We start from the raw sequence: 26,439 nt of genomic DNA, 5'->3' as shown, positions 1-26,439 counted from the left end.
CAAAAAATGGTGTCCAGTCTATTGCGCGACGCACGTCGCATCGTGGTCAAGGTCGGCTCCAGCCTGGTGACGAATGAGGGCCGCGGGCTCGACGAGCAGGCGATCGGCGAATGGAGCCGGCAACTGGCGGCGCTGGTGCGCGGCGACGGAGGCCAGCGACGCGAGGTGATCATGGTGTCCAGCGGCGCCATCGCGGAGGGCATGAAGCGGCTGGGATGGTCGTCACGCCCCAGCGAGATCCACGAGCTGCAGGCCGCTGCCGCCGTGGGCCAGATGGGCCTGGCCCAGATGTACGAGACCAAGCTGCGCGAACAGGGCCTGGGCAGCGCGCAGGTACTGCTGACCCACGCCGACCTGGCCCACCGCGAGCGCTATCTGAATGCCCGCTCCACGCTGTTGGCGCTGCTGCGGCTGGGGGTGGTGCCGGTCATCAACGAAAACGACACCGTGGTCACCGATGAGATCAAGTTCGGTGACAACGACACCCTGGGCGCGCTGGTCGCCAATCTCGTCGAGGCCGACGCCCTGGTCATCCTGACCGACCAGAAGGGGCTGTACACCGCCGATCCCCGGCGCGATCCCTCGGCGCAGTTCGTGCACGAGGCGAGGGCGGGCGATCCGGCGCTGGAAGCCATGGCCGGCGGGGCCGGCTCCAGCATCGGCCGAGGTGGCATGTTCACCAAGATCATCGCCGCCAAGCGCGCCGCCGGCTCCGGTGCCTCGACCGTGATCGCCTGGGGCCGCGAGCCCGATGTGCTGATGCGTCTGGTGCAGGGCGAGCCGATCGGAACGCTGCTGGTGGCGCAGACGGCCAAGCAGCAGGCACGCAAGCAGTGGATGGCCGATCACCTGCAGCTGCGTGGCTCGGTCACCGTCGATGCCGGCGCTGCCGCCAAGGTGCGCGACGAGGGCAAGAGCCTCTTGCCCATCGGCATGGTGGCGGTGGAGGGGGATTTTTCCCGCGGTGACGTGATCGCCGTGCGGGATGCCGCGGGCGCGGAGCTCGCGCGGGGCCTGGCCAACTACGCCAGCGCCGAGGCGCGCCTGCTCTGCCGCAAGCCGTCGTCGGAATTCGAGCGCCTGCTCGGCTACACGGCCGAGGCGGAAATGGTGCACCGCGACAACCTGGTGCTGACCGGTGCCACGCGCCGCCCGGCCCCGTCCGTGGCGGCCACCGCAGCCGGGGGCTGATCACGGCGCAGCGCATGCACTCCGCAAGCCGGCGCGGCCTGCCGGCCGTGGGCACTGCACTGCAGCCGCAAGAGCCCCCTTGCCAGGGGTCAGACGGTCGGCGCGCTGGGCCCCGTCGCCGGCGGCGGGGCCAGCACGCTGGGCTCTTCGCACTGCGGGTTTGGATCGAAGCTGGCGCCAGGCGGCAGCTCCACTCCCGGGCTCAGCAGCAGCGAGCCTGCGCGGTGGAATGGTGCGCCGCCCGCGTTGGACTCCCCGCCTTCGCGCGAGCGCATGCCGCTGCGCAGGTAGCGGTTGCGTTGCTCATGTCTGGGCAGGAAGCGCGCGAGCTCGGTGAGCGCCATTTCATAGACGCCGCGTTTGAATTCAACCACCACGTCCAGCGGCACCCAGTAGTCGTTCCAACGCCAGGCGTCGAACTCCGGATGGTTGGTGGCCCGCAGATTCAGGTCCCAGTCGTGGCCAACCAGCTGCAGCAGGTACCAGATCTGCTTCTGGCCCTTATAGTGGCCCCTGGCGTCGCGCCTTATATACCGGTCAGGCACCTCGTAGCGCAACCAGTCCCGGGTGCGGGCAACCACGCGAACGTGCATCGGCTGCAGTCCCACCTCTTCGTGCAGTTCCCGGAACATGGCCTGTTCGGGCGTTTCGCCGCGGTCGATGCCGCCTTGCGGGAACTGCCAGCTGTGGGTGCGAATGCGTTTGCCCCAAAATACCTGGTTTTTCTGGTTGAGCAGGATGATGCCGACGTTGGGCCGAAAACCGTCCCGGTCAAGCATAATCTAACCCCAAATTTTTAAACTGTGACCATTATGCACGGCGCCCCGTGTGCGGCAAGCGTGCCGGTTGCAGTCGCCTGAAAACGATCCGATGAAAGCTTCCCAATTCTTCATTTCCACCCTCAAAGAGGCTCCTGCGGACGCAGAAGTGGCCAGCCACAAGCTCATGATGCGGGCGGGTTTGATCAAGAAGCTGGGCGCGGGCATCTACAACTACATGCCGATGGGGCTGCGGGTGGTGCGCAAGGTGGAGGCCATCGTGCGCGAAGAGATGAACCGCGCCGGCGCCATGGAATGCGCCATGCCCGTGGTGCAGCCTGCCGAGCTGTGGCAGGAAACGGGCCGCTTCGCATCGATGGGCCCCGAGATGATGCGCGTGAAGGACCGCCATGGCCGCGACTTCGTCATGCAGCCCACCAGTGAAGAAGTGGTGACGGACATCGCCCGCCAGGAATTGCGCAGCTACAAGCAGCTGCCCAAGAACCTCTATCAGATCCAGACCAAGTTCCGTGACGAGCGGCGGCCGCGTTTCGGCCTGATGCGCGGGCGCGAGTTCGTCATGAAGGACGCCTACAGCTTCGACCGCGACATGACGGGCGCGCAGGCCAGCTACCAGGTGATGGCGCAGGCCTACCGCCGCATCTTCGACCGTTTCGGCCTGACCTACCGCGCGGTGGCGGCCGACAGCGGCGCCATCGGTGGGGACCTGAGCGAGGAATTCCAGGTCATCGCGGCAACGGGAGAGGACGCCATCGTCTACTGCCCGACGAGCGACTACGCCGCCAACATGGAAAAGGCCGAGGCACTTGCGCCGGCCGGCCCGCGCCCGGCACCCGCGCAGGAACGCACGCTGACGCCCACCCCCGGCAAGAGCACCTGCCAGAGCGTGGCCGAAATGCTGGGGCTGCCACTCGCGTCCACGGTCAAGTCGCTGGTGCTGGCGACCGACAAAACCAATCCCGAGGGCGAGGTCGTCGGTAGCCAGGTCTGGCTGTTGCTGCTGCGCGGCGATCACGACATGAACGAGATCAAGGTCTCCAAGGTGCCCGGCCTCGACGCAGGCTTCCGCTTCGCCACGCTGGGCGAGATCGAGGCGCACTTCGGCTGCAAGCCCGGCTACCTGGGGCCGCTCGACCTGAAGCAGCCCGTCAAGCTGGTGGTGGACCGCGAGGTTGCGCTGATGGCTGACTGGGTCTGCGGTGCCAACCAGCCCGACTTCCACATCACCGGCGTGAACTGGGGCCGCGATCTGCCCGAGCCCGATGTGGTGGCCGACCTGCGCAACGTGGTGGCTGGCGACCTGTCGCCGGACGGCAAGGGCGAGCTGGCCATCGAGCGCGGCATCGAAGTGGGGCACATCTTCTACCTCGGCACCAAGTACAGCCGGGCGATGAACGCCACCTTCCTGGGTGAGGACGGCAAGCCCGCCTTCTTCGAGATGGGCTGCTACGGCATCGGCATCACCCGCCTGCCGGCCGCCGCCATCGAGCAGAACCACGACGAACGCGGCATCATCTGGCCCGATGCCCTGGCGCCCTTCACCGTGGTGGTCTGCCCCATCGGCATGGACCGCAGCGCTGAAGTCAAGGCCGCAGCGGAGAAGCTCTATGCCGATCTGCAGGCCGCCGGCATCGACACGCTGCTGGACGACCGTGGCGAGCGTCCGGGGGCGATGTTCGCCGACTGGGAGCTGATCGGCGTGCCGCACCGGGTGGTGATCTCCGACCGGGGCCTGAAGGAAGGGCAGCTCGAATACCAGCACCGCCGGGACACCGCAGCCACCAAGGTGGCGCCGGCCGATGTGCTGGCGCATGTCCGGAGCCGAATCACGTTATGAAAAGCTTTCTGGGCCTGAACGCTGGCGTGGACCGCGCTGCCGCGCCGGCGGGTGCCGTGTCTCGCCGCGCCTGCCTGGTTTCGCTGTCGGCCGGGCCCGCAGCCTGGCTGGCGGCGCCCGAGGCCGCCCATGCAGGAGGTCAGCTGGAAGAACCGCTGATGGATTCCGTGCGCACGGCACTCAGTTCCGCCGTGGCCAACCAGGGGCCTCCGGAGCCTCTCTTTGCGTCCACCGAGGCGCGTCTGGGCTACCTGCGCTGGCTGGGCACGATGAGCGAACGCCTGCGCCGCCACAAGCCCGACTGGGAAGTTCGCCGTGACTTCCTGCAGACCGTCTGGTATGAGTCTCGCCGTGCGGGGCTGGATGTCTCGCTGGTGCTGGGCCTCATCCAGGTCGAGAGCGCCTTCCGCAAGTTCGCCGTCTCCAGCGTGGGCGCGCGCGGCTACATGCAGGTGATGCCGTTCTGGACCCGCGTCATCGGCGATGGCGACGCAGGCAAGCTGTTCCAGATGCAGACCAACCTGCGGTTCGGCTGCGTGATCCTGCGCCACTACCTGGACCGCGAGCGGGGCGATCTCTATATGACGCTCGGCCGCTACAACGGCAGCCGCGGCAAACCGGCCTATCCCAACGCCGTCTTCTCGGCCCAGCGCAATTACTTCTTCCAGGAGCGCCCGCCAGCGGCTGACGCGGCCTGAGGGCCGGGCGCTGGTCTCTGCGCCGGCGGGGCTGTGGCGCCCTGCAGGGCGCCCGGTCCGCCGGGCGCGGCCCTCACGCGGTGGCCGGGCTCCCGGCGTCGTTCTTGCCCAGCCGCGACACCATCACTTGGTCGATGCGGTAGCTGTCGACGTCCAGCACCTCGAACTTGTAGCCACCCCAGTTGACGCTGTCGGTGCGGCGCGGCACGCGGCGCAGCATGACCATCATGAAACCGGCCAGGGTTTCGTACTCGTCCGCATGCGGCAGGCTGTCGAGGCCCAGCGCCCGCAGCACGTCGCCCACGGGGGTCACGCCATCGATCAGCCAGGAGTTCTCGTCGCGCCGCACGATCTGCTCCTCGTCCGTCGGGCTGATGAGGTCGCCCATCACCGTGCTCATCACATCGTTCAGCGTGACCACGCCGACCACCATGCTGTATTCATTCACGATCACGGCAAAGTCTTCATGCACCTGGCGGAACTGCTCCAGCACTTCGCCCAGCGACAGGCGGTCGGGCACCACCAGCACCTTGCGCACCAGGCCTTCGTCGGCCAGTGAAATGGGCTGGTTGTTGAGCACCCGCTGGAACAGATCCTTCGCATCCACATAGCCCACCACATGGTCGAGGTCGCCCTCGCACACCGGGTAGGTGGAAAACGGCTCCTCGGCGATGCGCGCGCGGATCACCGTATCCGGGTCATCGCGCAGGAAGTAGGCGATGCGATCGCGCTGCGACATCGCGCTGCCGACCGTGCGGGTGTCCAGCTCGATGACGTTCTCGATCACCTGCTGCTCGCGGGCCGCGAGCACCCCCGCGCGCGCACCGGCTTCCATCATGGCCAGGATGTCGTCCGCCGTGACCCGGTCGTCGCGCAGCGACGACAGGCCCAGCAGGCGAAAGAGCAGGTCGGCGCTGCGGCTGTAGAGCCACACCAGCGGCCGCAGCAGCGCCATCAGCACGGTCATCGGCCGGGCCACGCGCAGCGCCAGGTGTTCCGGATTCGCCATCCCCAGGCGCTTGGGGAACAGGTCGGCGAACAGAATGAACAGGGACGTGATGCTGATGAACGACGCCAGGAAGCCGAAGGTCTGTGCCTTCTGCGGCGCCATCCAGAGTTCCATCAGGCTGGTGAAATGCGGGCTCAAGGCGCCTTCCCCCACGATGCCGCCCAGAATGGCGACGGCGTTCTGCCCGACCTGCACCACCGTGAAATAGTCGCCCGGCTGCTCCTGGATGCGCATCACCCGGTCTGCCCGGCCGTCGCCCTCGTCGGCCATCTGGCGCAGCCGCAGGCGACGCGATGCGGCCAGCGAGATTTCGGCGAGGGAAAAAAAGGCGCTGGCAACGATCAGAAGACCGATGACGAGAAGGCTTTGAGAGACAGTCATGGGGGGGCGGGGACGGCGAGCGGCCCGGCAGGGGCCGCGCAGTGCGTCGGAGTTTAGCGGGGAGGCGTCGGGCATCACCCGCCCATCCCCGTTTTGCCACCCCTCGGCGCAGCGGTCGGCCGGTGCGCCAGCCACCGCGCGGCGATGTCCATCCCCCTCGCCGCCACCCGCGCCCCGGTCGCGGCGGCTACTGCATGAAGCCGATACGCCCCTTGCGTGCCACGCCCACCGGCAGGTCGGCCACCTCGACGGCGCCGCGCCGCGCCAGCCGGGCATTGCCGAAGGCCGTCATCCAGGCGCGGCGCACCTCCCGCGGCGGCATGTGGGCCAGCGCGTCCAGCACGTCGCTCTCGGGTTCCGGCTCCAGCAGGCGGCCCCAGTCGTGCGACGAGCGGATTTCCTGGTACAGCTGCCGCGCGATGGAGCGGGCCTGCTCCGGCGTGGGCGCCGGCACCTCGAACACGTTCATCCGGTTCAGGATCGGGTCGGGGATGCCGCGCTCGTCGTTGGCCGTGGTGATCCAGATCACCTGGCTGGCATCGATGGCGACCTCGGCGAATTCATCGGTGAAGTTCTGCGCCGTGTCGTGTTCGAGCAGGCTGTAGAGCGCGCCCAGGGGGTCGTACTGCGCGTCGCAGGCCGCCTTGTCGATCTCGTCGATGACGATCACCGGGTTGGCGTACTCGCCTTCCACCAGCGCATCGAACACCTTGCCCGGGCGTGCGCCTTTCCATTGCGACGACGAGCCCGACAGCAGCCAGCCGGCCGTCATGGAACTCATCGGCACCAGGCTCATGCCCGTGCCCAGCAGCTGCGCCAGCTGGCGTGCGAAATGCGTCTTGCCGATGCCGGGCACGCCCAGCAGCAGCATGGGCGTCACCTCCAGGCCGTCGCAGCTGTCCTGCGCCAGGGCCACGTGGCGCTTCACATCGTCCAGCACCTCGCTGAAGTTGGGCAGTTGCTCGTAGAGCCCCGCCATGTCGGGCACGCCGGCGGGCTTGACCTGGAAGCGCTCGGGACCGCGCTCGAGCATGCGTTCGTAGACCGAGCGCAGCGGATCGTGATCGCGCTGGCCGCCCGCATCGTGCAGGCGGCGAAGCCGGCGTTCGACTTCGGACGGCTGGAACACGTTGCGCATCTGGGCCACCGGCAGGCTCAGGGGCTGCGGCTGGGGGACGAGGTCGGTCGAAAGGGTCATGTCGCGCTCCCGGTTGAAGAGGTCACGCAGCCATTCAAGCACACAACATGCCCACCCTCAACGGTGGATAAACCCGGTCAACCGACACCCGTTTGCAGTGCGCGCTCTGCCGAACGGGCACAAAAAAGCCGCCCCGGGGGCGGCGGAACCTTCGGGGCAGGCACGGCAAGGCGCCCGGCCGCCAGGGCCTGCTCAGCGCGGTGCGTCCAGCACCTGCTTGAGTTCGCCCGATTCGTACATCTCCATCATGATGTCCGAGCCGCCGATGAATTCGCCGTTGACATACAGCTGGGGAATCGTCGGCCAGTTGCTGTATTCCTTGATGCCCTGGCGGATCTCCGGATCGTCCAGCACGTTCACGGTGGCCACGTTCTTGGTGTCCACGCCGCACGCCTTCAGGATCTGGATGGCGCGGCCGGAGAAGCCGCACATCGGAAAGCTGGCGCTGCCCTTCATGAACAGCAGGATGTTGTTGGATTTGACGAGGGTGTCGATGCGTTGCTGGGCGTCGCTCATGGGGGTTCTCCTGGAGGAAGGGGGCTGCCGCGGGTACGCGGCGGCGATGCGTGATTATTTCACCGTCTGCCCGGCCATGTGCGCGGCGGGCCGGGGCCCGCAGGGACAAAGGCTCGGACGGGAGCGGTCGATCGGTCGATCGGACGGTCGACGGGGCGACGGGTCAGCCAGGCTGGCGTCCACCCGTGCAGCGGGCGACGCCGGCCAGGTCGGTGCGGCTTTGCACCTCGGTGAGGCCGGCCGCTTGCAGCAGCGCCTGCACGGCGCTCGCCTGGTCCCAGCCATGCTCCAGCAGCAGCCAGCCGCCGGCAGCCAGCCGCCCGGGCGCCTGGGCGGCGATGGCGCGCAGGTCGTCCAGCCCGTCCACGCCACTGGCCAGGGCCTCCAGCGGTTCATGCGTCAGGGCTGCCAGATGCACATCGTCGGCGGCGATGTAGGGCGGGTTGCTGACGATCAGGTCGAAGGGGCCGTCGATGCCATGCAGCCAGTGGCCTCGGTGCAAGCGGACGTCCAGTGCCAGCCGCCGGGCGTTGGCGCCGGCCACCTCCAGCGCGGCGGCACTGGCGTCCACCGCCGTCACGTCGGCGGTGGGGCGCTGGTGCTTGAGCGCCAGAGCGATGGCGCCGCTGCCGGTGCCCAGGTCCACCACGCGAGGGGCGGGCAGGGGGGCGATGACCTCCAGCGCCCAGTCCACCAGCGTTTCGGTATCGGGGCGCGGGTCGAGCACGCGGGCATCCACGTCCAGGGCGAGGCCATAGAACTCCTTGCGGCCCGTGAGGTAGGCGACCGGCTCGCCCGTGCGGCGCCGCTCGCACAGCGCGGCATAGCGCTCGCCCGCATCGGCGGGCAGGGCGTCGGTGTCGTGCGCCAGCAGCCAGGCGCGGCCCTGCGGCGTGCGGTCCAGCACGTGCAGCAGCAGCAGCTGCGCGTCGATGCGCGGCAGCCCCGCCGCCTGGGCCTGGTGCAGGGCCTGGGCCACGGTCATGGAGCTGTTCGCTGAAAGTGTGTAAATTGCTATCAATTTAATAGCTAGATGTGCCCGTGTATCAAGCGCTGGAGCCAGATTCGGCTGGATTTTCAGTGGAATTCGCGCTCGCGCAGCCATTTGGTGGCGATCCACTTCTCGCCCGCTTCCACGGGCGCACCACCGTGCAGCGTGCGCGTGTCGGGCTGTGGCCGGGCATAGCTGAAGAACACGGCGTTGCCCCGGCGTGGAGACACTTCCAGGTGCACGTCGGGGAAGGTGGTGCCGCCGCCCCGTTCGGGGTCGTTCAGGTAGATGACCAGCGTGGCCAGCCGCTGTCCGCCGCGCCGCAGGATCGTCGGCGTGCCGGGCTCGGCCGGGTCGAAATAGTCGTAGTGGGGCTTGTACTCGGCCCCGGGCCGGTAGTGAAGCACCTGCAGGCCCTCGCCGTTTTCGACGGGCCAGTTCAGCAGGCGGGCGATGCGCGCCTCCAGCCGGGTGACCACGTCGTTTTCTCCCCGCTGGAAGAACATGCCGTCGCTGGTGCGGTCGTCGTTCACTTCCTCGCCGCCGGTGCGGGTCGCCACGGTGAGCGACCGCGCCATGCGCGGCTCGGCGGCGGCGATCAGCGCATCGCACTCTTCGGGCGAGAGCAGGTTGCCGAACAGCACGATGCGCGGCTCGGCCATGCGCATCAGTACGTCCACCTGGCGGTCGCCCACGTCGATGCGGGCGGGGGACCGGGCCAGGTCGGGTCCGGGCAGTGCGGGTTCGGCTGCGCTGCCGGCGGTGGCGGCTCGGTCGGCCACGGCGGCGGCTGTCGACGGGGCGGCCGCCGGCCGTGGCGCTGCGGCGCCGGGCTTGAGCGCATCGCCCAGCACCTGTCCCATGGCGTAGGCGGCCACGGAAGCGTCCCAGCCGGCGTCCAGCATCGACTGGAACACCACCGGCCCGCTGAAGCCCGCCTGCGCCTGCTCGATGAGCCACGCGCGCAGCTCCGGCGTGATGGGTTGGTGGGTGGCGGGCTGGGTCTGGAGGCTCGAACGTTTCGGCATGGCGGTGGGACGTGCGTGCTGGGGCGCGGTGGATGGGAGCGGGGTGCCTCGCTCAGTCGCCGGCCTTGCGGCGGAACACGAGGCGGTCGGTCGCGGAGGAAGCCGCATGGAAAGCATAGCCCTCGGCATCAAAACCCTCGAGCTGGCGCGGGGTTGCCACCCGGTGCTCGATGGCGTAGCGCGCCATCAGGCCGCGAGCCCGCTTGGCATGGAAGCTGATGATCTTGTAGCCGCCGCCCTTGAAGTCTTCGAACACGCAGTCGATCACGCGTGCTTTGAGCGCCTTCAGGTCGACCGACTTGAAATATTCCTGCGATGCCAGGTTGACCACCACGGGCGTGGCGTCGGCCTGCAGGCGGGTGTTCAGGTGCTCCGCAATGCGCGAGCCCCAGAACTGGTAGAGGTTGGCGCCTGCCTCGGTGGTCAGGCGCGTGCCCATCTCGAGCCGATAGGGCTGCATGCGGTCCAGCGGCCGCAGCAGGCCGTAGAGGCCGCTGAGGATGCCCAGATGCTGCTGGGCCCAGGCCAGGTCGTCGGCGCTCAACGTGCGGGCCTGCAGGCCTTCGTAGACGTCGCCGTTGAAGGCCAGCACCGCCTGGCGGGAATTGGCGGCCGTGAATCGGGGCTTCCATTCGGCATAGCGGCCCACGTTCAGCGCCGCCAGCGCGTCGCTGATGTGCATGAGCGATGCGATCTGCTGGGGCGACTGGCGGCGCAGCACCTCGATGAGCCGGGTCGCGTCGGGCACGAAGGCGGGCAGGGTGTGCGGCAGGTCGGCGGGCAGCGGGCTTTCGTAGTCCAGCGACTTGGCGGGTGACAGCAGGAACAGCATGGCGTGTTGCGGAAGTTGGGGCTCAGAGGCGGACAGGGGGCGGAAAAGGTCGCCTGAAACGGGCTGCGGCCCATGACGGGCCGCAGGTGAAGGGGCGGGCTTCACGGGCCCTGCGCGGGTGATGCGCTGCGGCGCCCCAGGCACCGCAGCGCATCACCCGGCGGCGGTCAAGCCGTGGGCGGCTGTTGCTGCTCGAACGGCAGTTTCAGGTCGTTCAGGTCGCGGCGGGTTTCGACCAGCACCAGCGGGCCTTCGTCCAGCACCACCACCGGCGGGCGCACGCGCGGCACATGCACCGGGCGGGGTTCTGCGGCAATGGCGGCCTGCGCTGCGGCGATCTTCTCGGCATCGGAATTCACCCATTCCAGGCCGGAGCCCTGGGCGACTTCGATCAGCGCCTCAACGGGCAGCGCGAAGCTGTCCACACGGGGCATGGCGGTGCCGGTGGGTGCCGGTGCCGGGGCGGGCGTGGGTGCCGGTGCGGCCACGGGGGCTGCCGGACGCGCCACCGGGGCTGGCGTCACGGGAGCCGCAGCCACAGCCACCGGTGCAGCAGGCGCCGCCGCCACGGCCGGTGCCGCAGCCACTGCGGGTGCCGGTGCCGGTGCCGCCGCGGTGACGGCTGGTGCCATCGCCGCCACCGTCACGGGTGCCTGCGCTGCGGGCATGTCGACGGGGGCAGCGGCAGCCGCGGGTTGGGTGGGCGCGGCAGAGGGCACTTCGGCAACGGCTGCATTGAAGTAGCTGCGGCGTGGCGCGTCCTGCGTGGCGGCTTCCGCTGCCGGAGCCTGCGGCGCGAAGGCGGAGTCGCCCTCCGCTGCAGGTGCTGCCGACATGCCGGCGTCGTCACCCGGCTGGGCGTCGCGCGGTGCGCGGTCGGCGCGGTCGCGGCGGTCGCGGCCGTAACGGTCGCGGGAACGGCGCTCGCGGCGCTGCTCTTCGCCACCGGCCGCCGGCATCGGCAGGCCGTTGGCATCGACCAGCGTCACAGGGCTGCTCAGGTCCAGGTCGGGCAGGGCCGACATGGGCGAGGTTTCCACGAAGTCGGCCACAGGGGCGCCCTGTTCGGCAGACTGCGGAGCGCGGTCGCGGCCTTCGCCGCCACGCTCGCCCCGGCTACCGCGTTCGCCGCGTTCACGACCTTCGCCGTTGCGCGGAGCGCGTTCGCCCCGGCCACCGCGTTCACCGCGCTCGCCCCGTTCACGGCCTTCACCGTTGCGGGGGGCGCGCTCGCCGCGTGCCTCGCCTGCGGCTTCGTCCAGCGGCACGGCGTTCACGGCGTCTTGCGGCAGCCCTTCCACGGGCAGAGCCGCCGGGTTGCCCCGTGGCTCACCCCGGTCGCGGCCACCCCGGCCTTCGCGGCGTGCTTCGCCCTCGGGGCGATCGCCCCGGCCCTCACGGCCTTCCCGACCTTCACGGCCCTCACGGCCGACCCGGCCTTCGCCGATGTCGCGTGGCGGACGGCTTTCGCGGCCCTCACGTCCTTCGCGGCCTTCACGTCCTTCCACCGGGCGGCCGTCACGGCCTTCGCCCCGGTCTGCCCGGTCGCCCCGTTCACCACGGCGGCCACCGCGGCCTTCGCCCAGGCCGTTTGTGGCGCCCTGGCCGGCAGCTGCATCACGCGGGCCGTTGCGCTCGCCACGGCGACCGCGTCCTTCGCCACGGCCTTCACCGCGACCGTCGCGGCGGCCTTCACCGCGTGGGCCGGCGCCGCCGCCAGCGGGGACGGGCGCGGGTGTCACGGTCGGCGCTGCCACGGGTGCGGGCGGCGTGCCGAAGCCGAACAGGCTCTTGAGCCAGGCGAAGAAGCCTTGCTCCTGCGGCACCGGCACGGCGTGCACGGGTGCTGCGGCAGCGGGCGCCGCGGCCGGGCGTGCCGCCTGGGCCGGATGGGGCTGCGACGCACCGGCGCGGGGCGGGCGTGCCGCGCCTTCGGGGCGTGGCTCGGCGACCGGGGCGGGCGCATCGGGCAGCACGCCCTTGATGACCGGCGTCTGCTTGTTGGTGGGCTCCTGCGAGCGGCGCGTGACGGAGGTCGGGTCTTCGACTTCCTCGGCCAGCTTGTAGCTGGCTTCGATGTGGTCCAGGCGCGGATCGTCGTGCTTCAGGCGCTCGAGCTTGTAGTTGGGCGTCTCCAGCGTCTTGTTGGGCACCATCAGCACGGCCACGCGCTGCTTGAGTTCGATCTTGGCGATCTCGGTGCGCTTTTCGTTCAGCAGGAACGAGGCCACGTCCACCGGCACCTGGCAGTGCACGGCGGCCGTGTTGTCCTTCATGGACTCTTCCTGAATGATCCGCAGGATCTGCAGGGCCGAGCTTTCCGTATCGCGGATGTGGCCGGAGCCGCCGCAACGCGGGCAGGGGATGGAGGAGCCTTCGGAGAGCGCGGGCTTCAGGCGCTGGCGGCTCATCTCCATCAGGCCGAACTTGCTGATCGTGCCGAACTGCACGCGGGCACGGTCCTGGCGCAGCGCATCGCGCAGGCGGTTCTCGACCTCGCGGCGGTTCTTCGACTCTTCCATGTCGATGAAGTCGATCACGATCAGGCCGCCCAAGTCGCGCAGGCGCATCTGGCGGGCCACTTCGTCGGCCGCTTCCAGGTTGGTGCGGGTGGCGGTTTCCTCGATGTCGCCGCCCTTGATGGCGCGCGCCGAGTTCACGTCCACCGACACCAGTGCTTCGGTGTGGTCGATCACGATGGCGCCGCCCGACGGCAGGGTCACGGTGCGGGCATAGGCGGATTCGATCTGGTGCTCGATCTGGAAGCGGCTGAACAGGGCCGCGTCGTCGCGGTAGCGCTTCACGCGGCCGGCATGCTCGGGCATGACGTGCGCCATGAACTGGTGCGCCTGCTCGTAGATGTCGTCGGTGTCGATGAGGATGTCACCGATGTCGTTGTTGAAGTAGTCGCGGATGGCGCGGATGACGAGCGACGATTCCTGGTAGATCAGGAAGGCGCCCTTGCCGCCCTTGGCGGCGCCGTCGATGGCGGTCCAGAGCTTGAGCAGGTAGTTCAGGTCCCACTGCAGTTCGGGCGCCGAGCGGCCGATGCCGGCGGTGCGTGCGATGATCGACATGCCCTTGGGGTACTCGAGCTGGTCCATCGCCTCCTTGAGCTCGGCGCGGTCCTCGCCCTCGATGCGGCGCGACACGCCGCCGCCGCGCGGGTTGTTGGGCATCAGCACCACGTAGCGGCCGGCCAGCGACACGAAGGTGGTCAGGGCCGCGCCCTTGTTGCCGCGCTCTTCCTTCTCGACCTGCACCAGCAGTTCCTGGCCTTCGCGGATCACGTCGTTGATGCGCGCCTGGCTGGGGGAGACGCCTTCGGCGAAGTACTGGCGGGAGATTTCCTTGAAGGGCAGGAAACCGTGGCGGTCTTCGCCGTAATCGACGAAGCAGGCTTCCAGCGACGGCTCCACGCGCGTCACCACGGCCTTGTAGATGTTGCCCTTGCGCTGTTCGCGCCCCTCGACCTCGATCTCATAGTCCAGCAGCTTCTGGCCGTCGACGATGGCGAGACGGCGTTCTTCGGGCTGCGTGGCGTTGATGAGCATCCGCTTCATGATGCGATTCCTTTTCGTTGTCGTTGCGGCGCGCCCGGCAGCAGTCGTCTGTTGACTTCACTGCAGGCCGCGCGGGCCGCGGATTTCCAAACCAATGACAGGCTCTAGAGGAGCCGTGATTGCCTGGACTGACGCATCGAAACGAAAAGAGGAATGGCCGGATGCCCCGCCACTGCCAAGCGGCTAGCTTCGCAGGCGGGGTGGTGGCGCGTGGATGGGGGCGAGCCGGGCTGCGCAGGTGATCGCTACAAAAGGTATAGCGGACAGCGCTTGCCGGACGGGCGCTACGGGCGTATGGCGCGCCCATGCCAGAGGCTGGCGCCTCTGCCACAGGGTCACGATCCAGGCCAGCAATGCCCACATAGTTGTCGCTTCGATCCGCCGGCGTGCGCTGCCCGGGTGGGGGCGGCTGCCGGCATGGGGATTCCGTATTCAGTGTTTCAATTCGTCAGCCTGCCGCGCGGCGTGTGGGCTGCACAGGCATCCGGCCTGCAATCCGCGCACACGACGCCCGTGGGCAATCGACCTTCCTGCGCGGCTTGTCGGGCTGGGTGGACTAAACTCCAGACAAATCAACCACTTACACAACGTAGCGCAGGTGAAACACATTATAGGGGGCAAACCGGCCACGGACCTTCCGCCGGCAGCCCAGCCGCCCGCCGCCCGCATGGTGGAAGTCGATGCGGAATCCGAAGGCCAGCGGCTCGACAACTTCCTGATACGCCATCTGAAGGGCGTGCCCAAGACGCATGTCTACCGCATCATCCGCAGCGGCGAGGTGCGCATCAACAAGGGCCGCGTGAGCGCCGACACGCGCGTGCAGGCCGGCGACCAGGTGCGCCTGCCGCCCGTGCGTGTGTCCGACAAGGTGGCGGAAAAGGCCGAGCGGCCGGCGCCCGCGCGGGAATTCCCGGTGCTGCTGGAGGACGACTTCGTCATCGCCATCGACAAGCCTGCCGGCACGGCGGTGCATGGCGGCAGCGGCGTGAGCTTCGGCGTCATCGAGCAGCTGCGCCAGGCGCGTCCCCAGGCGAAATTCCTGGAGCTGGTGCACCGGCTGGACCGGGAAACCTCCGGCATCCTGCTGGTGGCCAAGCGGCGCTCCGCGCTGGTGGCGCTGCAGGACCAGTTCCGCGAGCGCGAAACCGGCAAGACCTACCTGGCGCTGGTGGCCGGCACCTGGCCCGCCAACAAGAAGGTGATCGACACGCCGCTGCACAAGTATCTGCAGGCCGACGGCGAACGCCGCGTGCGCACCACCACCGCGGACGACCCGGACGGCATGCGGTCGATCACGCTGGTCAAGGTGCGCTCGGTGCTGCCGCCGCGCCCGGGGCAGGGCCTGCCCGCCATGAGCCTGCTGGAAGTGACCATCAAGACCGGCCGCACCCACCAGATCCGGGTGCACCTGGCCAGCCAGGGCCACGGCATCGTGGGCGACGACAAGTACGGCGACTTCGACCTCAACCGGCGGCTGCACAAGCTCGGCCTGAAGCGCATGTTTCTGCATGCGTGGCGGCTACAGTTCAATCACCCCTCCACCGCAGAGCGCGTGGAGCTGCATGCCGAACTGCCCGCCGACCTGGCCGACTACCTTCCCGGAACCCCCTGATGCCCGCCTCCCGCCCCCGCCGCTTCGACCTGATCGCCTTCGATTGGGATGGCACCCTCTACGACTCCACCGCCATCATCGTGCGCTGCATCCAGGAAGCGGTGCGCGACGTGGGCGGCACCGTGCCCACCGACCAGCAGGCCGCCTGGGTGATCGGCATGAGCCTGATGCAGGCGCTGGCCCATGCCGCGCCCGACGTGCCGGCCGAGAAGTACACCGAGCTGGGCAACCGCTACCGCTTTCACTACTTCAAGCATCAGGACGACCTGAGCCTGTTCCCCGGCGTGCTGCCGCTGCTGGACGAATTGCGTGCCCGCGGCCACCTGCTGGCCGTGGCGACGGGCAAGAACCGCCGCGGCCTGGACGAGGCGCTGCACACCGTGCAGCTGCGCGGCGTGTTCGACGGCTCCCGCACGGCGGATGAAACCGCCGGCAAGCCGCACCCGCTGATGCTGCAGGAGCTGATGGCCGAATTCGACGTGCCGCCCGAGCGCACGCTGATGATCGGCGACACCACGCACGACCTGCAGATGGCGCTGTCGGCCGGCTGCGCGAGCGTGGGCGTGACCTACGGGGCGCATTCGGCGGAGGGCTTCGCCGCCCTGCGCCCGCTGTTCGTGGCGAATTCCGTGCGCGAGCTGCACGACGGCCTGCTGCAGCACGGCTGACCGCCATGGCCCCCAGCCGCAATGTCATCGGACCGTCGCAGCCGCCTGATCCGCCGCCGCCCCCGGGCCGGCCGGACGCACCCGCCTCGGCGTCCATGCCCCTGTGCGCCTCCGAGGACCTGGTGGAAGGCGGCCGCGCCGTCGGCTTCGATGTGCGCTACCACGGCCAGGCCTGCCGCGCGTTCGCCGTGCGCTTCGGCGGCGGCGTGCATGCCTACCTGAACCGCTGCACCCATGTGCCCATGGAGATGGACTACCAGGAAGGCCGCTTTTTCGACGACACGGGCCAGTGGCTGTTGTGCGCAACCCACGGTGCCGCCTATCGGCCGGATACCGGTGCCTGTGCAGGTGGCCCGTGCCGGGGCGGACTGGTCAAAATCACACTGTCAGAGAGTGCCTCCCAGGTGCGCTGGCATACTTCCCCTCACCTCCAACCCGCAGAGTCCTGATTCATGACCGATCCCACCCGCAACGACCCCTCGGGTTACGGGGGCAATCCACCTCCAGCGCCCGACCTGTGGGCGCAGCCTGCTCCTGAAAAAGAAGCAAGAAAAGCGGCGGCGGAACGCCCCGGCTGGGAGCGTGACGTGCTGGAAAAGCTGGTCTTCGCCACGCTGGCCGAGCAGCGCTCCGCGCGCCGCTGGCGCATCTTCACGCGCCTGGCCTGGCTGGTGTTCGCCGTTGCCATCGCCTGGCTACTGCTGCAGCGCGACGCGGCCACGGTCAGCAAGTCCACGCCCCACACGGCGGTGGTCGACATCAAGGGCGAGATCGCCGCGGGTGCCGAAGCCAGCGCGGAATTCGTCGTCGCCGCCATGCGCAGCGCGTTCGAGGACTCCGGCTCGCAGGCAGTGGTGCTGCTGATCAACTCACCCGGCGGCAGCCCGGTGCAGGCCGGCATCATCAACGACGAGATCGTGCGGCTGAAGGCCAAGTACAACAAGCCGGTCTACGCCGTCGTGGAAGAAACCTGCGCCTCGGCCGCCTACTACATCGCCTCGGCGGCGGACGAGATCTTCGTCGACAAGGCCAGCATCGTCGGCAGCATCGGCGTGCTGATGGACGGCTTTGGCTTCACCGGCACCATGGAAAAGCTGGGCGTGGAGCGACGCCTGATCACGGCGGGCGAAAACAAGGGCTTTCTCGATCCCTTCAGCCCCCAGACGGAAAAGCAGCGCGCCTTCGCGCAGCAGATGCTCGACCAGATCCACCAGCAGTTCATCGCCGTGGTCAAGGCCGGCCGTGGCGACCGCCTGAAGATCAACGACGAAACCTTCAGCGGCCTGTTCTGGACGGGGCAGCAGGCGGTGGACCTGGGCCTGGCCGACAAGCTGGGCAACCTGGACTATGTGGCCCGCGAAGTCGTCAAGGCCGAAGAGGTGATCGACTACACGCGTCGCGACAACGTGGCCGAGCGGCTGGTGAAGAAGTTTGGCGCCGCGTTGGGAGAGACCGCGGTGCATGCGCTGAAGACAGCGCCTGCGATCCGCTGAAGATCCATCCATCCATCCATCCGTCCGGGCGCCGGCGCCCGTTCCCATCCGATGAGCGTGGGGCCTGCGAAGGCCACCACGCTTTTTTCATGGCCCCTCCTGCAGGAGTTCATCATCAAAAGTGCAGTTTGCGCTGATGAATGAAGGGTTGTTTGCTATTATAAATATAGCAAAAGCTTGCCGATGGAAGGGGTTGCCGTCTCAGCGGCCGATCAGGAACACCGCCGGCGTGCGGTTGTCCGGCGCTTCGTTCTGCTGGCGCCACTGCCGCACCAGCCGGCTGTCGGTGCGCGCCGTCTGCAGCGTCAGCCCGCTGGCGATGGCCAGCCGCGTGTTCGGCTGCAGCGTCTGCAGCAGCGCCTGCCAGAGCGCGGCGTTGCGGTAGGGCGTCTCGATGAAGAGCTGTGTCTGGCCCTGCTTGAGCGCCAGCGATTCCAGCTCGCGGATGCGCTGGGCGCGCTCGCCCCCGTCCTGCGGCAGGTAGCCCGTGAACGCGAAGCCCTGGCCGTTGAGTCCGCTGGCGGCCAGCGCGAGCAGCAGCGACACCGGCCCGACCAGCGGCACCACGCGCAGGCCCAGGTCGTGCGCCGCGCGCACCACGGAGCTGCCCGGGTCCGCCACGGCAGGCATGCCGGCTTCGCTGACCAGGCCGATGTCGTGCCCGGCCAGCGCCTCGGCCAGCAGCGGGCGGGCGTCGAACGGCACATGGCCTGCGCCGCCGTGGTCGCCCTTCTTGTGGACTTCGCGGGGCAGCTCGGTGATCTGCTGCGCCTGCAGCGGGGCCGCCAGCGGGTGCACCGCATCCACGCGTTTCAAATAGGCGCGGGTGCTCTTGGCGTTCTCGCAGATCCAGCGGGTGAGGCCGGCGGCGGTGCGCAACGTGCCATCCGGCAGGGCGTCAGCCAGGTCGGCCTGGGCATCGCAGCCGAAATCGAGCGGCGCCGGCACCAGATAGAGCGTGCCGCGCGGGGCGGCTTGGGGGCCGGCGCTCATGGCAGCACCAGTCCGGCCGCGCGCAGCATGCGGCAGGTGCGGATCAGCGGCAGGCCGATCAGCGCGGTGGGGTCGTCACTGTGGATGGCGTCGAGCAGCGCGATGCCCAGGCCTTCGCTCTTGGCGCTGCCGGCGCAGTCGTAGGGCTGCTCGGCTCGCAGGTAGCGCTCGATCTCGTCGTCGCCCAGGTCGCGGAACCGCACCTCGACGGCTGCCAGCTCGACCTGATCGAAGCCCGTGGCCTGGCAGACCACTGCCACGGCGGTCTGGAAGACGACGGTCTGGCCCCGCATCTGGCGCAGCTGGGCGGTGGCGCGCTCGTGCGTGCCCGGCTTGCCCAGGGGCTGGCCCGCCAGGTCGGCCACCTGGTCTGAGCCGATCACGATGCCCTGCGGGTGCTGGGCGGCCACCGCATGCGCCTTGGCGCGCGCCAGGCGCAGCGCCAGGGCGCGGGGCGCCTCGCCGGGCTGCGGCGTTTCGTCCACGTCGGGTGCTGCCACGTCGAAGGGGAGGGCGAGGCGGCCCAGCAGTTCGCGGCGGTAGCGCGAGGTGGAGCCGAGGATGAGCGGACGGGGTGTCGCGGAGGCGGAAACAGGGCTGGATTCGGGCATGCGGCGATTCTCTTACACTGCATGCATGACCAAGGAATACTCTCCTGACCGGCTGGATGTGAAGGCCTTCGCCCAGGCGGGCGGCCATCTGTCGCGCCAGGATTCGCTATTGAAATACGAGCGTCTTGCCAGCGAGGCGCAAGGCCTGCACCCTGATCTGCTGGTGAGCTGGGACGCGCAGGGCGACATGCGCTCCACGCACGGGATCGAAGGGCAGGTCTGGCTGCACCTGAAAGCGCACGCCACCGTTCCCATGACCTGCCAGCGCTGCCTGACGCCGGTGGATGTTCCGCTGGACGTGGATCGCGAGTTCCGCTTCGTGGCCGACGAGGCCACCGCGGAAGCCCTGGACGACGAGAGCGAGGAAGACCTGCTGGCCATGAGCCGCGAGTTCGCCCTGCGCGAGCTTATCGAGGACGAGCTGCTGATGGCCCTGCCGGTGGTGCCCCGCCACGACGTCTGCCCCACGCCCGTCAGCATGGCTTCCAGCGACGAAGACTTCGAGGAAGCCAGCGCGCAAAAGCCCAATCCGTTCGCGGCATTGGCGGCTTTGCGCAACACCAAGGGCGGCGGCTGAACGGCGCCCTGGCGGCATAAATGTCGATTCAGCTATAATCGAGGGCTTCGCGCGAATCCCCTCGTGTCTTTTTATGGGCTGGGTCGCGTTTTTACCAACCCTTCATTCAAGACTCAGGAGCCCACCATGGCTGTTCAGCAAAACAAGAAATCTCCCTCCAAGCGCGGCATGCACCGCTCGCACAACGCGCTGGTCACGCCAGGTACGGCCGTCGAAGCCACCACCGGCGAAACGCACCTGCGTCACCACATCAGCCCCAACGGTTTCTACCGTGGCCGCCAGGTGCTGAAGAACAAGTCCGAAGCCTGATCCGGCCCGATCGTCCGATCCGGCCGCTGAGGCCCGTTGCTACAACCTTTGTAGCGCGGGCCTTTCTTTTTTCCGTCGTTCACTCATTCCCTAGGGCCGCATGGCGGTCCAGACAAGTCGCCCATGATCACACTGGCTGTTGACTGCATGGGGGGCGATCACGGCCCCAGCGTCACGCTCGCGGCGTGCCGCCATTTCCTCGAACAACATTCCGATGCGCGCCTGCTGCTGGTGGGCACGGCCGAAGGCGTCAAGGGCCTGGTGCATGAGCGCGCCTCGGTGGTCCTGGCCACGGAGGTGGTGGCCATGGACGACCCGGTGGAGGTCGCGCTGCGCCGCAAGAAGGATTCGTCCATGCGTGTGGCCATCCAGCAGGTCAAGGACGGCGCCGCGCAGGCGGCCGTGTCGGCCGGCAACACCGGGGCGCTGATGGCCATCGCGCGCTACCTGCTCAAGACGCTGGACGGCATCGACCGGCCTGCCATCGCAACCCAGATGCCGAACGACAAAGGCGGCGCCACCACGGTGCTGGACCTGGGCGCCAACGTGGATTGCTCGGCCGAACACCTGCTGCAGTTCGCCGTGATGGGCTCCGCGCTGGTCTCGGCACTCCAGGAAGGCGGCGAGCCCTCGGTCGGCCTGCTCAACATCGGTGAAGAGGTCATCAAGGGCAGCGACGTCATCAAGAGGGCAGGCGAACTGCTGCGAACAGCCGGTAAAACCGGCGATCTGAACTTCTACGGCAACGTCGAGGGCAACGACATCTTCAAGGGCGTGGTCGACATCGTCGTGTGTGACGGTTTCGTGGGCAACGTGGCGCTGAAGGCGAGCGAGGGCGTGGCGTCGATGATCGTCGGCGGCCTCAAGCAGGAATTCAAGCGCAACGTCTTGACGAAACTTGCAGCCATCGTTGCCTATCCGGTGTTATCTGCGCTCATGAAGCGCATGGATCACCGCCGTTACAACGGCGCGGCGCTTCTGGGACTGCGCGGGCTGGTGTTCAAGAGCCATGGATCGGCCGACGCCATGGCCTTCGAGCAGGCTTTGAACCGGGCGTATGATGCAGCCCGCAACAACCTGCTCGACCGCGTCCGGACGCGGGTGGCGCATGCAGCGCCACTTCTGGCCCCTGCCGACACGCTGCCAGCGCCCGGGACGGCCGCGGCCACACTTTGATGAGACGTTACTCCCGTATCACAGGCACCGGCAGCTGCCTGCCTCCACGCCGTCTGTCCAACGACGATCTGGTCGCGGAACTGGCCGGGCGGGGCATCGAAACCTCCGACGAATGGATCGTGGAACGCACCGGCATCCGGGCGCGCCACTTCGCCGCGGCGGATGTCTCCAGCAGCGACCTGGCGCTCGAGGCTTCGCGCCGCGCCATCGATGCGGCCGGCCTGCAGGCCAGCGACATCGACCTGATCATCGTCGCCACGTCCACGCCGGACATGGTGTTCCCCTCCACCGCATGCATCCTGCAGAACAAGCTGGGTGCCAACGGCTGCGCGGCTTTCGACGTGCAGGCGGTGTGCAGCGGTTTCGTCTACGCGCTGGCGGTGGCCGACTCCATGATCCAGTCCGGTGCCGCGAGCCGCGCGCTGGTGGTCGGCGCGGAAGTCTTCAGCCGCATCCTCGACTTCAACGACCGCACCACCTGCGTGCTGTTCGGCGACGGCGCCGGCGCGGTGGTGCTTCAGGCATCCGAGCAGCCGGGCATCCTGGCCAGCGACCTGCATGCCGACGGCAGCCACGTGGGCATTCTGTGCGTGCCGGGCAACGTCTCGGGCGGCCAGATCCTGGGCGATCCGCTGCTCAAGATGGACGGCCAGGCGGTCTTCAAGCTGGCCGTGGGCGTGCTGGAAAAGGCCGCGCGGGCCACGCTGGACAAGGCGGGCCTGACCGAAGCCGACATCGACTGGCTGATCCCGCACCAGGCCAACATCCGCATCATGCAGAGCACGGCCCGCAAGCTGAAGCTGTCCATGGACAAGGTGATCGTCACGGTGGACCAGCACGGCAACACGTCGGCGGCCTCCATACCGCTGGCGCTCGACCATGGCGTGCGCTCGGGGCAGGTCCAGCCAGGCCAGACCGTGCTGCTCGAAGGTGTGGGCGGCGGCTTCACCTGGGGTGCTGTGCTATTGAAGATGTAGCAAATGGTGCCCGAATAACGGGCGCCCGAGCCGCTTTTCCCTATTGAATTCTGAGTGAACATGTCGAAGTCTTTTGCATTTGTGTTTCCCGGCCAGGGCTCGCAGTCCGTGGGCATGCTGGATGGCTGGGGCGACCACCCGGCTGTCCGCCAGACGCTCCAGGAGGCCTCCGACGCCCTGGGCGAAGACGTCGCCCGGCTGATCCACGAAGGCCCCAAGGAGGCCCTGGGCCTGACCACCAACACCCAGCCGGTGATGCTGGTCGCCGCCATCGCCGCCTGGCGTGCCTGGCGGGCCGAGGGCGGGGCCGAGCCGGTCGCCCTGGCGGGCCATTCGCTGGGTGAATATTCGGCGCTGGTCGCCGCCGAGGTGCTGACGCTCGCCCAGGCGGCGCCGCTGGTGCGCCTGCGTGCCGCCGCCATGCAGGAGGCCGTGCCCGTGGGCGTGGGCGCGATGGCCGCCATCCTGGGCATGGACGCCGCGCGGGTGATCGCCGGCTGCGCCGAAGCGGCCGGCACCTTCGATCCCGCGTCGGGCGAAGTGGTCGAGGCGGTGAATTTCAATGACCCAGCGCAGACCGTCATCGCCGGCACCAAGGCCGGCGTCGACAAGGCCTGCGAACTGCTCAAGGCCGCGGGCGCCAAGCGCGCGCTGCCGCTGCCCGTGTCGGCCCCGTTCCATTCCAGCCTGATGAAGCCGGCTGCGGACAAGCTGCGTGCCGCGCTGGCCGATCTGCCGCTGGCTGCGCCCCGGATCCCGGTCGTCAACAACATCGACGTCGCCGTGCAGGCCGATGCCGACGCGATCCGCGATGCGCTCTACCGCCAGGCCTTCGGGCCGGTGCGCTGGGTGGAGTGCGTGCAGGCGCTCAAGGCCCGCGGCGTGACCCACATCGTCGAATGCGGCCCGGGCAAGGTGCTGGCCGGTTTGACCAAGCGCATCGACCCCGAACTGGTCGGCGTTCCACTCTATGACCCGGCCACGCTGGCCGAAACCCGAGATCTTCTGGCATGAGCGATTCCCAAGCATCCACCCCCCACATCGCGCTGGTGACCGGCGCCACCCGCGGCATCGGCGCGGCCATCGCGGCCGAACTGGCAAGCCGGGGCCTGCGCGTGATCGGCACCGCCACGACCGACGACGGCGCTGCGCGCATCCAGGCGGCACTGGGCCCGCACGGCGGCAAGGGCGTGGCCCTGAACGTCACCGATGGCGCTGCCGTCGATGCGCTCATCGACTCCATCGTCAAGGAGCATGGCGGCCTGCACGTGCTGGTCAACAACGCCGGCATCACCCGCGACACCCTGGCGATGCGGATGAAGGACGACGACTGGGATGCGGTGGTGGACACCAACCTCAAGGCCGTCTTCCGATGCAGCCGCGCCGCCATCCGCCCGATGATGAAGCAGCGCTTTGGCCGCATCATCAGCATCACCAGCGTGGTGGGCGCTTCCGGCAACCCGGGTCAGGCGAACTATGCTGCGTCGAAGGCCGGTGTGGCCGGCATGACGCGCGCCCTGGCGCGTGAACTGGGCAGCCGTGGCATCACGGTCAACTGCGTGGCGCCCGGTTTCATCGAGACCGACATGACCGCCAAATTGCCGGAAGAGCAGCAAAAAGCCCTGCTTTCGCAGATCGCTCTGGGGCACCTGGGGCGTCCGGCCGACATCGCGAATGCCGTGGCCTACCTGGCTTCTGCAGGTGCCGGCTATGTGACGGGGCAGGAATTGCACGTCAATGGCGGCATGTATATGTAATTGATGAAAGTTGGAGCCGTATTTCCGTGCGGCGGGCTGCTGGAGGGACTGATCCCCGAAGCGGCTAGAATCGCGGATTCATTCACAACCCCCTGAGGGAAACCATGAGCGATATCGAAGCACGTGTCAAAAAAATCATTGCCGAACAACTCGGCGTTGAAGAGTCCCAAGTCACCAACGAAAAGGCTTTCGTCGCCGATCTGGGTGCAGACTCGCTGGACACCGTGGAACTGGTGATGGCGCTGGAAGATGAGTTCGGCATCGAGATCCCTGATGAAGACGCAGAGAAGATCACGACGGTGCAGAACGCCATCGACTACGCCAACAACAACCAAAAAGCCTGATTTCCCGCGCGATGGCGCCCGGCGGGCGCTGCGAACCCAAGAAAGTATGAACGCATGAGCCGTCGTCGCGTTGTAGTGACCGGTCTGGGTTGCGTCAGCCCCGTGGGCAACACGGTGGCCGAAGCCTGGGCCAACATCCTCGCCGGACAGTCCGGCATCGACCTCATCACCAAGTTCGATGCGTCGAACTTCGCCTGCAAGATCGCGGGAGAGGTCAAGGGGTTCGACCTGAACTCCTACATCAGCGCCAAAGACGCGCGCACGATGGACAGCTTCATCCACTACGGCATCGCCGCAGCGCAGGAAGCCGTCCTGGATGCCGGTCTGCCCACGGGCGAAGCGCTGGACGAGGAACTGGCCACCCGCATCGGCTGCATCATCGGCTCCGGCATCGGCGGCCTGCCGCTGATCGAGAATACCCATGGCGAACTGGCCAGCCGCGGACCGCGCCGCATCACGCCCTTCTTCGTGCCGGCATCCATCATCAACATGGTGGCGGGCCACGTCTCGATGCGGTTCGGTTTCAAGGGCCCCAATCTTTCCGTCGTGACGGCCTGCACCACGGGGCTGCACTGCATCGGTGAAGCCGCGCGCAAGATCGAGTACGGCGATGCCGACGTGATCGTGGCGGGCGGCAGCGAAGCGACCGTGTCGCCCCTGGGCGTGGGCGGTTTCGCCGCCATGCGCGCGCTCTCGACCCGCAACGACGATCCCAAGACGGCATCGCGCCCCTGGGACAAGGGCCGCGACGGCTTCGTGCTGGGCGAGGGTGCCGGCGTGCTGGTGCTCGAAGAGTACGAACATGCCAAGGCGCGAGGCGCCAAGATCTATGCCGAAGTTTCCGGCTACGGCATGAGCGCCGACGCCGGTCACATGACCGCGCCCAACATGGACGGCCCGCGCCGCGCCATGCAGGCAGCGCTGCGCAACGCCGGTGTGAACGCCGACGAGGTCGACTACCTGAACGCGCACGGCACGTCGACGCCCCTGGGCGACCTCAACGAAACCAATGCCATCAAGGCCGCGCTGGGCGACCATGCCTACAAGACCGTGGTCAGTTCCACCAAGTCGATGACCGGCCACCTGCTGGGGGGCGCCGGCGGCATCGAGAGCGTGTTCTGCGTGCTCGCGCTGCGGGACCAGAAGGCGCCGCCCACGATCAACCTGCACGAGCAGGACCCGGAGTGCGACCTGGACTACTGCGCCAACGAAGCGCGTGACATGAAGCTCGACGTGGTCGTGAAGAACAACTTCGGCTTCGGCGGCACCAACGGCACCCTGGTGTTCAAGCGCGTCTGACCGCGACACCGGCGCTGACCTCGCAGCCCCTGGCGGGCCTGGGGGTGAGCGCCGTCCCGACAGGCGCCGCCGCCGTGTCAGCTCCGCGCTACCACCACCCTCCCGCTGTGCGTTGCCCTGTCACGCGCAGTGGCACGGCGGGCATCGCGCTGGCGACGGTCATCGCCGCGTCTGCGGTGGTGATCGCGGCGTGGTGGAAGTCCGGCTCGCCAGCGGATGGGTTGTCTCCTGTCTTTCTCGGGTTCGGGCTGTGGTCGGTGACGGCGGCACTGGCCGCCCTGGCCTGGCTGCGCAGCCCGCGGGGCGTCCTCGAGTGGGATGGCGCGCAATGGTGGTGGACTCCGGCCGGCACGGCTTTGCCCGTGGCCTGCCAGAAGCCGCCCACTGTGCATCTGGACTTACAACGCTTCCTGCTGGTGTCGGTGTTTCCGGAGGGCCGGCGCACCTGGCTTGCCCTGGAAAAAAGGCAAGCGCCCCAGCGGTGGTCGGCATTCCGGCGTGCGGTATATTCGCCCGCCCGTCCACCGGGCAGTTCTGCTGCGGCCCGCAGCCAGAGCGGCACTCCCTCCGACTGACAGGGCGGCCGCAGCCCTTTTCTTC

Annotated in this window: 26 protein-coding genes; 16 read left to right on the top strand and 10 right to left on the bottom strand. The window is 68.4% G+C overall.

The features are described 5' to 3' along the window. Positions 1 to 6 precede the first annotated feature (6 nt). Positions 7 to 1,191: a glutamate 5-kinase gene (proB, locus tag ASF94_RS15950; protein ID WP_056668550.1), complete on the top strand. Its 1,185-nt coding sequence runs from the start codon at positions 7 to 9 to the stop codon at positions 1,189 to 1,191. An 89-nt stretch (positions 1,192 to 1,280) separates the two neighbouring features. Here the strand turns inward: proB and ASF94_RS15945 are convergent, their stop codons facing one another. Further along, positions 1,281 to 1,970 (bottom strand): RNA pyrophosphohydrolase, encoded by a 690-nt coding sequence (locus tag ASF94_RS15945; RefSeq protein WP_056668547.1) that lies wholly within the window; start codon positions 1,968 to 1,970, stop codon positions 1,281 to 1,283. 91 nt (positions 1,971 to 2,061) lie between these two features. Here ASF94_RS15945 and ASF94_RS15940 point away from each other — a divergent pair, with 91 nt between their 5' ends. Both ASF94_RS15940 and ASF94_RS15935 read left to right on the top strand, forming a co-directional pair. Further along, the gene (locus ASF94_RS15940) at positions 2,062 to 3,807 is read left to right on the top strand and encodes a proline--tRNA ligase (protein WP_056668836.1); all 1,746 of its coding nucleotides are present in this window, start codon (positions 2,062 to 2,064) and stop codon (positions 3,805 to 3,807) included. After that, positions 3,804 to 4,505 (top strand): lytic transglycosylase domain-containing protein, encoded by a 702-nt coding sequence (locus tag ASF94_RS15935; protein WP_056668544.1) that lies wholly within the window; start codon positions 3,804 to 3,806, stop codon positions 4,503 to 4,505. The genes ASF94_RS15940 and ASF94_RS15935 overlap by 4 nt, the downstream gene beginning before the upstream one ends. A 73-nt stretch (positions 4,506 to 4,578) precedes the next feature. Here ASF94_RS15935 and ASF94_RS15930 read toward each other — a convergent pair whose 3' ends face one another. From ASF94_RS15930 to ASF94_RS15900, 7 genes are all read right to left on the bottom strand, one after another. After that, a complete protein-coding gene (locus ASF94_RS15930) occupies positions 4,579 to 5,895 on the bottom strand; it encodes a hemolysin family protein (protein WP_056668542.1) in 1,317 nt (438 codons plus the stop codon). A 187-nt stretch (positions 5,896 to 6,082) separates the two neighbouring features. Then, complete coding sequence (locus ASF94_RS15925; RefSeq protein ID WP_056668539.1) at positions 6,083 to 7,093, bottom strand: AAA family ATPase; 1,011 nt, start codon at positions 7,091 to 7,093, stop codon at positions 6,083 to 6,085. A gap of 192 nt (positions 7,094 to 7,285) precedes the next feature. Then, the gene (gene grxD / locus ASF94_RS15920; RefSeq protein ID WP_056668536.1) at positions 7,286 to 7,609 is read right to left on the bottom strand and encodes a Grx4 family monothiol glutaredoxin; all 324 of its coding nucleotides are present in this window, start codon (positions 7,607 to 7,609) and stop codon (positions 7,286 to 7,288) included. Between the two features lie 163 nt (positions 7,610 to 7,772). Further along, positions 7,773 to 8,594, bottom strand: coding sequence for a peptide chain release factor N(5)-glutamine methyltransferase (gene prmC, locus ASF94_RS15915; protein ID WP_056668533.1), 822 nt, complete (start codon positions 8,592 to 8,594; stop codon positions 7,773 to 7,775). A gap of 92 nt (positions 8,595 to 8,686) precedes the next feature. Beyond that, complete coding sequence (locus ASF94_RS15910; protein WP_056668529.1) at positions 8,687 to 9,628, bottom strand: 2OG-Fe(II) oxygenase; 942 nt, start codon at positions 9,626 to 9,628, stop codon at positions 8,687 to 8,689. Positions 9,629 to 9,680: 52 nt separating this feature from the next. Continuing rightward, complete coding sequence (gene yaaA / locus ASF94_RS15905; RefSeq protein WP_056668526.1) at positions 9,681 to 10,460, bottom strand: peroxide stress protein YaaA; 780 nt, start codon at positions 10,458 to 10,460, stop codon at positions 9,681 to 9,683. Positions 10,461 to 10,627: 167 nt separating this feature from the next. Next, positions 10,628 to 14,023 carry an Rne/Rng family ribonuclease gene (locus ASF94_RS15900; protein ID WP_056668523.1) on the bottom strand — a complete coding sequence of 1,132 codons (3,396 nt, stop codon included), beginning with the start codon at positions 14,021 to 14,023 and terminating at the stop codon, positions 10,628 to 10,630. Positions 14,024 to 14,621: 598 nt separating this feature from the next. Between ASF94_RS15900 and ASF94_RS15895 the strand changes: the two genes are divergently transcribed. The 4 genes from ASF94_RS15895 (at position 14,622) to ASF94_RS15880 (ending at position 17,796) form a co-directional block, all read left to right on the top strand. Next, positions 14,622 to 15,635 (top strand): RluA family pseudouridine synthase, encoded by a 1,014-nt coding sequence (locus ASF94_RS15895; RefSeq protein WP_056668520.1) that lies wholly within the window; start codon positions 14,622 to 14,624, stop codon positions 15,633 to 15,635. Then, a complete protein-coding gene (locus tag ASF94_RS15890; RefSeq protein ID WP_056668517.1) occupies positions 15,635 to 16,303 on the top strand; it encodes an HAD family hydrolase in 669 nt (222 codons plus the stop codon). The genes ASF94_RS15895 and ASF94_RS15890 overlap by 1 nt, the downstream gene beginning before the upstream one ends. Before the next feature lie 95 nt (positions 16,304 to 16,398). Then, positions 16,399 to 16,752, top strand: a complete 354-nt coding sequence (locus tag ASF94_RS15885) for a Rieske 2Fe-2S domain-containing protein (RefSeq protein WP_056668834.1) — start codon at positions 16,399 to 16,401, stop codon at positions 16,750 to 16,752. 3 nt (positions 16,753 to 16,755) lie between these two features. Continuing rightward, a complete protein-coding gene (locus tag ASF94_RS15880; protein ID WP_056668515.1) occupies positions 16,756 to 17,796 on the top strand; it encodes a S49 family peptidase in 1,041 nt (346 codons plus the stop codon). Positions 17,797 to 17,997: 201 nt separating this feature from the next. Here ASF94_RS15880 and ASF94_RS15875 read toward each other — a convergent pair whose 3' ends face one another. Both ASF94_RS15875 and ASF94_RS15870 read right to left on the bottom strand, forming a co-directional pair. Beyond that, positions 17,998 to 18,789: an SAM-dependent methyltransferase gene (locus tag ASF94_RS15875; RefSeq protein WP_056668512.1), complete on the bottom strand. Its 792-nt coding sequence runs from the start codon at positions 18,787 to 18,789 to the stop codon at positions 17,998 to 18,000. Next, entirely contained in the window at positions 18,786 to 19,400 is a 615-nt protein-coding gene (locus ASF94_RS15870; RefSeq protein ID WP_056668509.1) for a Maf family nucleotide pyrophosphatase, read from the bottom strand. Before ASF94_RS15870 ends, ASF94_RS15875 begins: the two co-directional genes overlap by 4 nt. Before the next feature lie 25 nt (positions 19,401 to 19,425). Here ASF94_RS15870 and ASF94_RS15865 point away from each other — a divergent pair, with 25 nt between their 5' ends. From ASF94_RS15865 to ASF94_RS21385, 9 genes are all read left to right on the top strand, one after another. Beyond that, positions 19,426 to 19,977: a DUF177 domain-containing protein gene (locus ASF94_RS15865; protein ID WP_056668506.1), complete on the top strand. Its 552-nt coding sequence runs from the start codon at positions 19,426 to 19,428 to the stop codon at positions 19,975 to 19,977. A gap of 126 nt (positions 19,978 to 20,103) precedes the next feature. Further along, positions 20,104 to 20,286: a 50S ribosomal protein L32 gene (gene rpmF, locus ASF94_RS15860; RefSeq protein WP_056668502.1), complete on the top strand. Its 183-nt coding sequence runs from the start codon at positions 20,104 to 20,106 to the stop codon at positions 20,284 to 20,286. 123 nt (positions 20,287 to 20,409) lie between these two features. After that, entirely contained in the window at positions 20,410 to 21,462 is a 1,053-nt protein-coding gene (gene plsX / locus ASF94_RS15855) for a phosphate acyltransferase PlsX (protein ID WP_056668499.1), read from the top strand. Next, positions 21,462 to 22,439, top strand: coding sequence for a beta-ketoacyl-ACP synthase III (locus ASF94_RS15850; protein WP_056668496.1), 978 nt, complete (start codon positions 21,462 to 21,464; stop codon positions 22,437 to 22,439). The genes plsX and ASF94_RS15850 overlap by 1 nt, the downstream gene beginning before the upstream one ends. A 60-nt stretch (positions 22,440 to 22,499) precedes the next feature. Beyond that, positions 22,500 to 23,453, top strand: coding sequence for an ACP S-malonyltransferase (gene fabD / locus ASF94_RS15845; protein WP_056668493.1), 954 nt, complete (start codon positions 22,500 to 22,502; stop codon positions 23,451 to 23,453). Next, a complete protein-coding gene (fabG, locus tag ASF94_RS15840; protein ID WP_056668490.1) occupies positions 23,450 to 24,196 on the top strand; it encodes a 3-oxoacyl-ACP reductase FabG in 747 nt (248 codons plus the stop codon). The genes fabD and fabG overlap by 4 nt, the downstream gene beginning before the upstream one ends. Positions 24,197 to 24,300: 104 nt before the next feature. Beyond that, the gene (gene acpP / locus ASF94_RS15835) at positions 24,301 to 24,540 is read left to right on the top strand and encodes an acyl carrier protein (RefSeq protein WP_056668487.1); all 240 of its coding nucleotides are present in this window, start codon (positions 24,301 to 24,303) and stop codon (positions 24,538 to 24,540) included. A gap of 54 nt (positions 24,541 to 24,594) precedes the next feature. Next, positions 24,595 to 25,839, top strand: a complete 1,245-nt coding sequence (fabF, locus tag ASF94_RS15830; protein ID WP_056668482.1) for a beta-ketoacyl-ACP synthase II — start codon at positions 24,595 to 24,597, stop codon at positions 25,837 to 25,839. A gap of 107 nt (positions 25,840 to 25,946) precedes the next feature. Continuing rightward, positions 25,947 to 26,414, top strand: coding sequence for a hypothetical protein (locus ASF94_RS21385; RefSeq protein WP_235505399.1), 468 nt, complete (start codon positions 25,947 to 25,949; stop codon positions 26,412 to 26,414). Positions 26,415 to 26,439 lie beyond the last annotated feature (25 nt).

This window comes from Acidovorax sp. Leaf160 (genome assembly GCF_001424265.1).
Lineage (GTDB): Bacteria > Pseudomonadota > Gammaproteobacteria > Burkholderiales > Burkholderiaceae_C > Paracidovorax.
The sequence above is the reverse complement of the archived record's forward strand: the minus strand, read 5'-3'. Positions and strand labels throughout refer to the sequence as shown.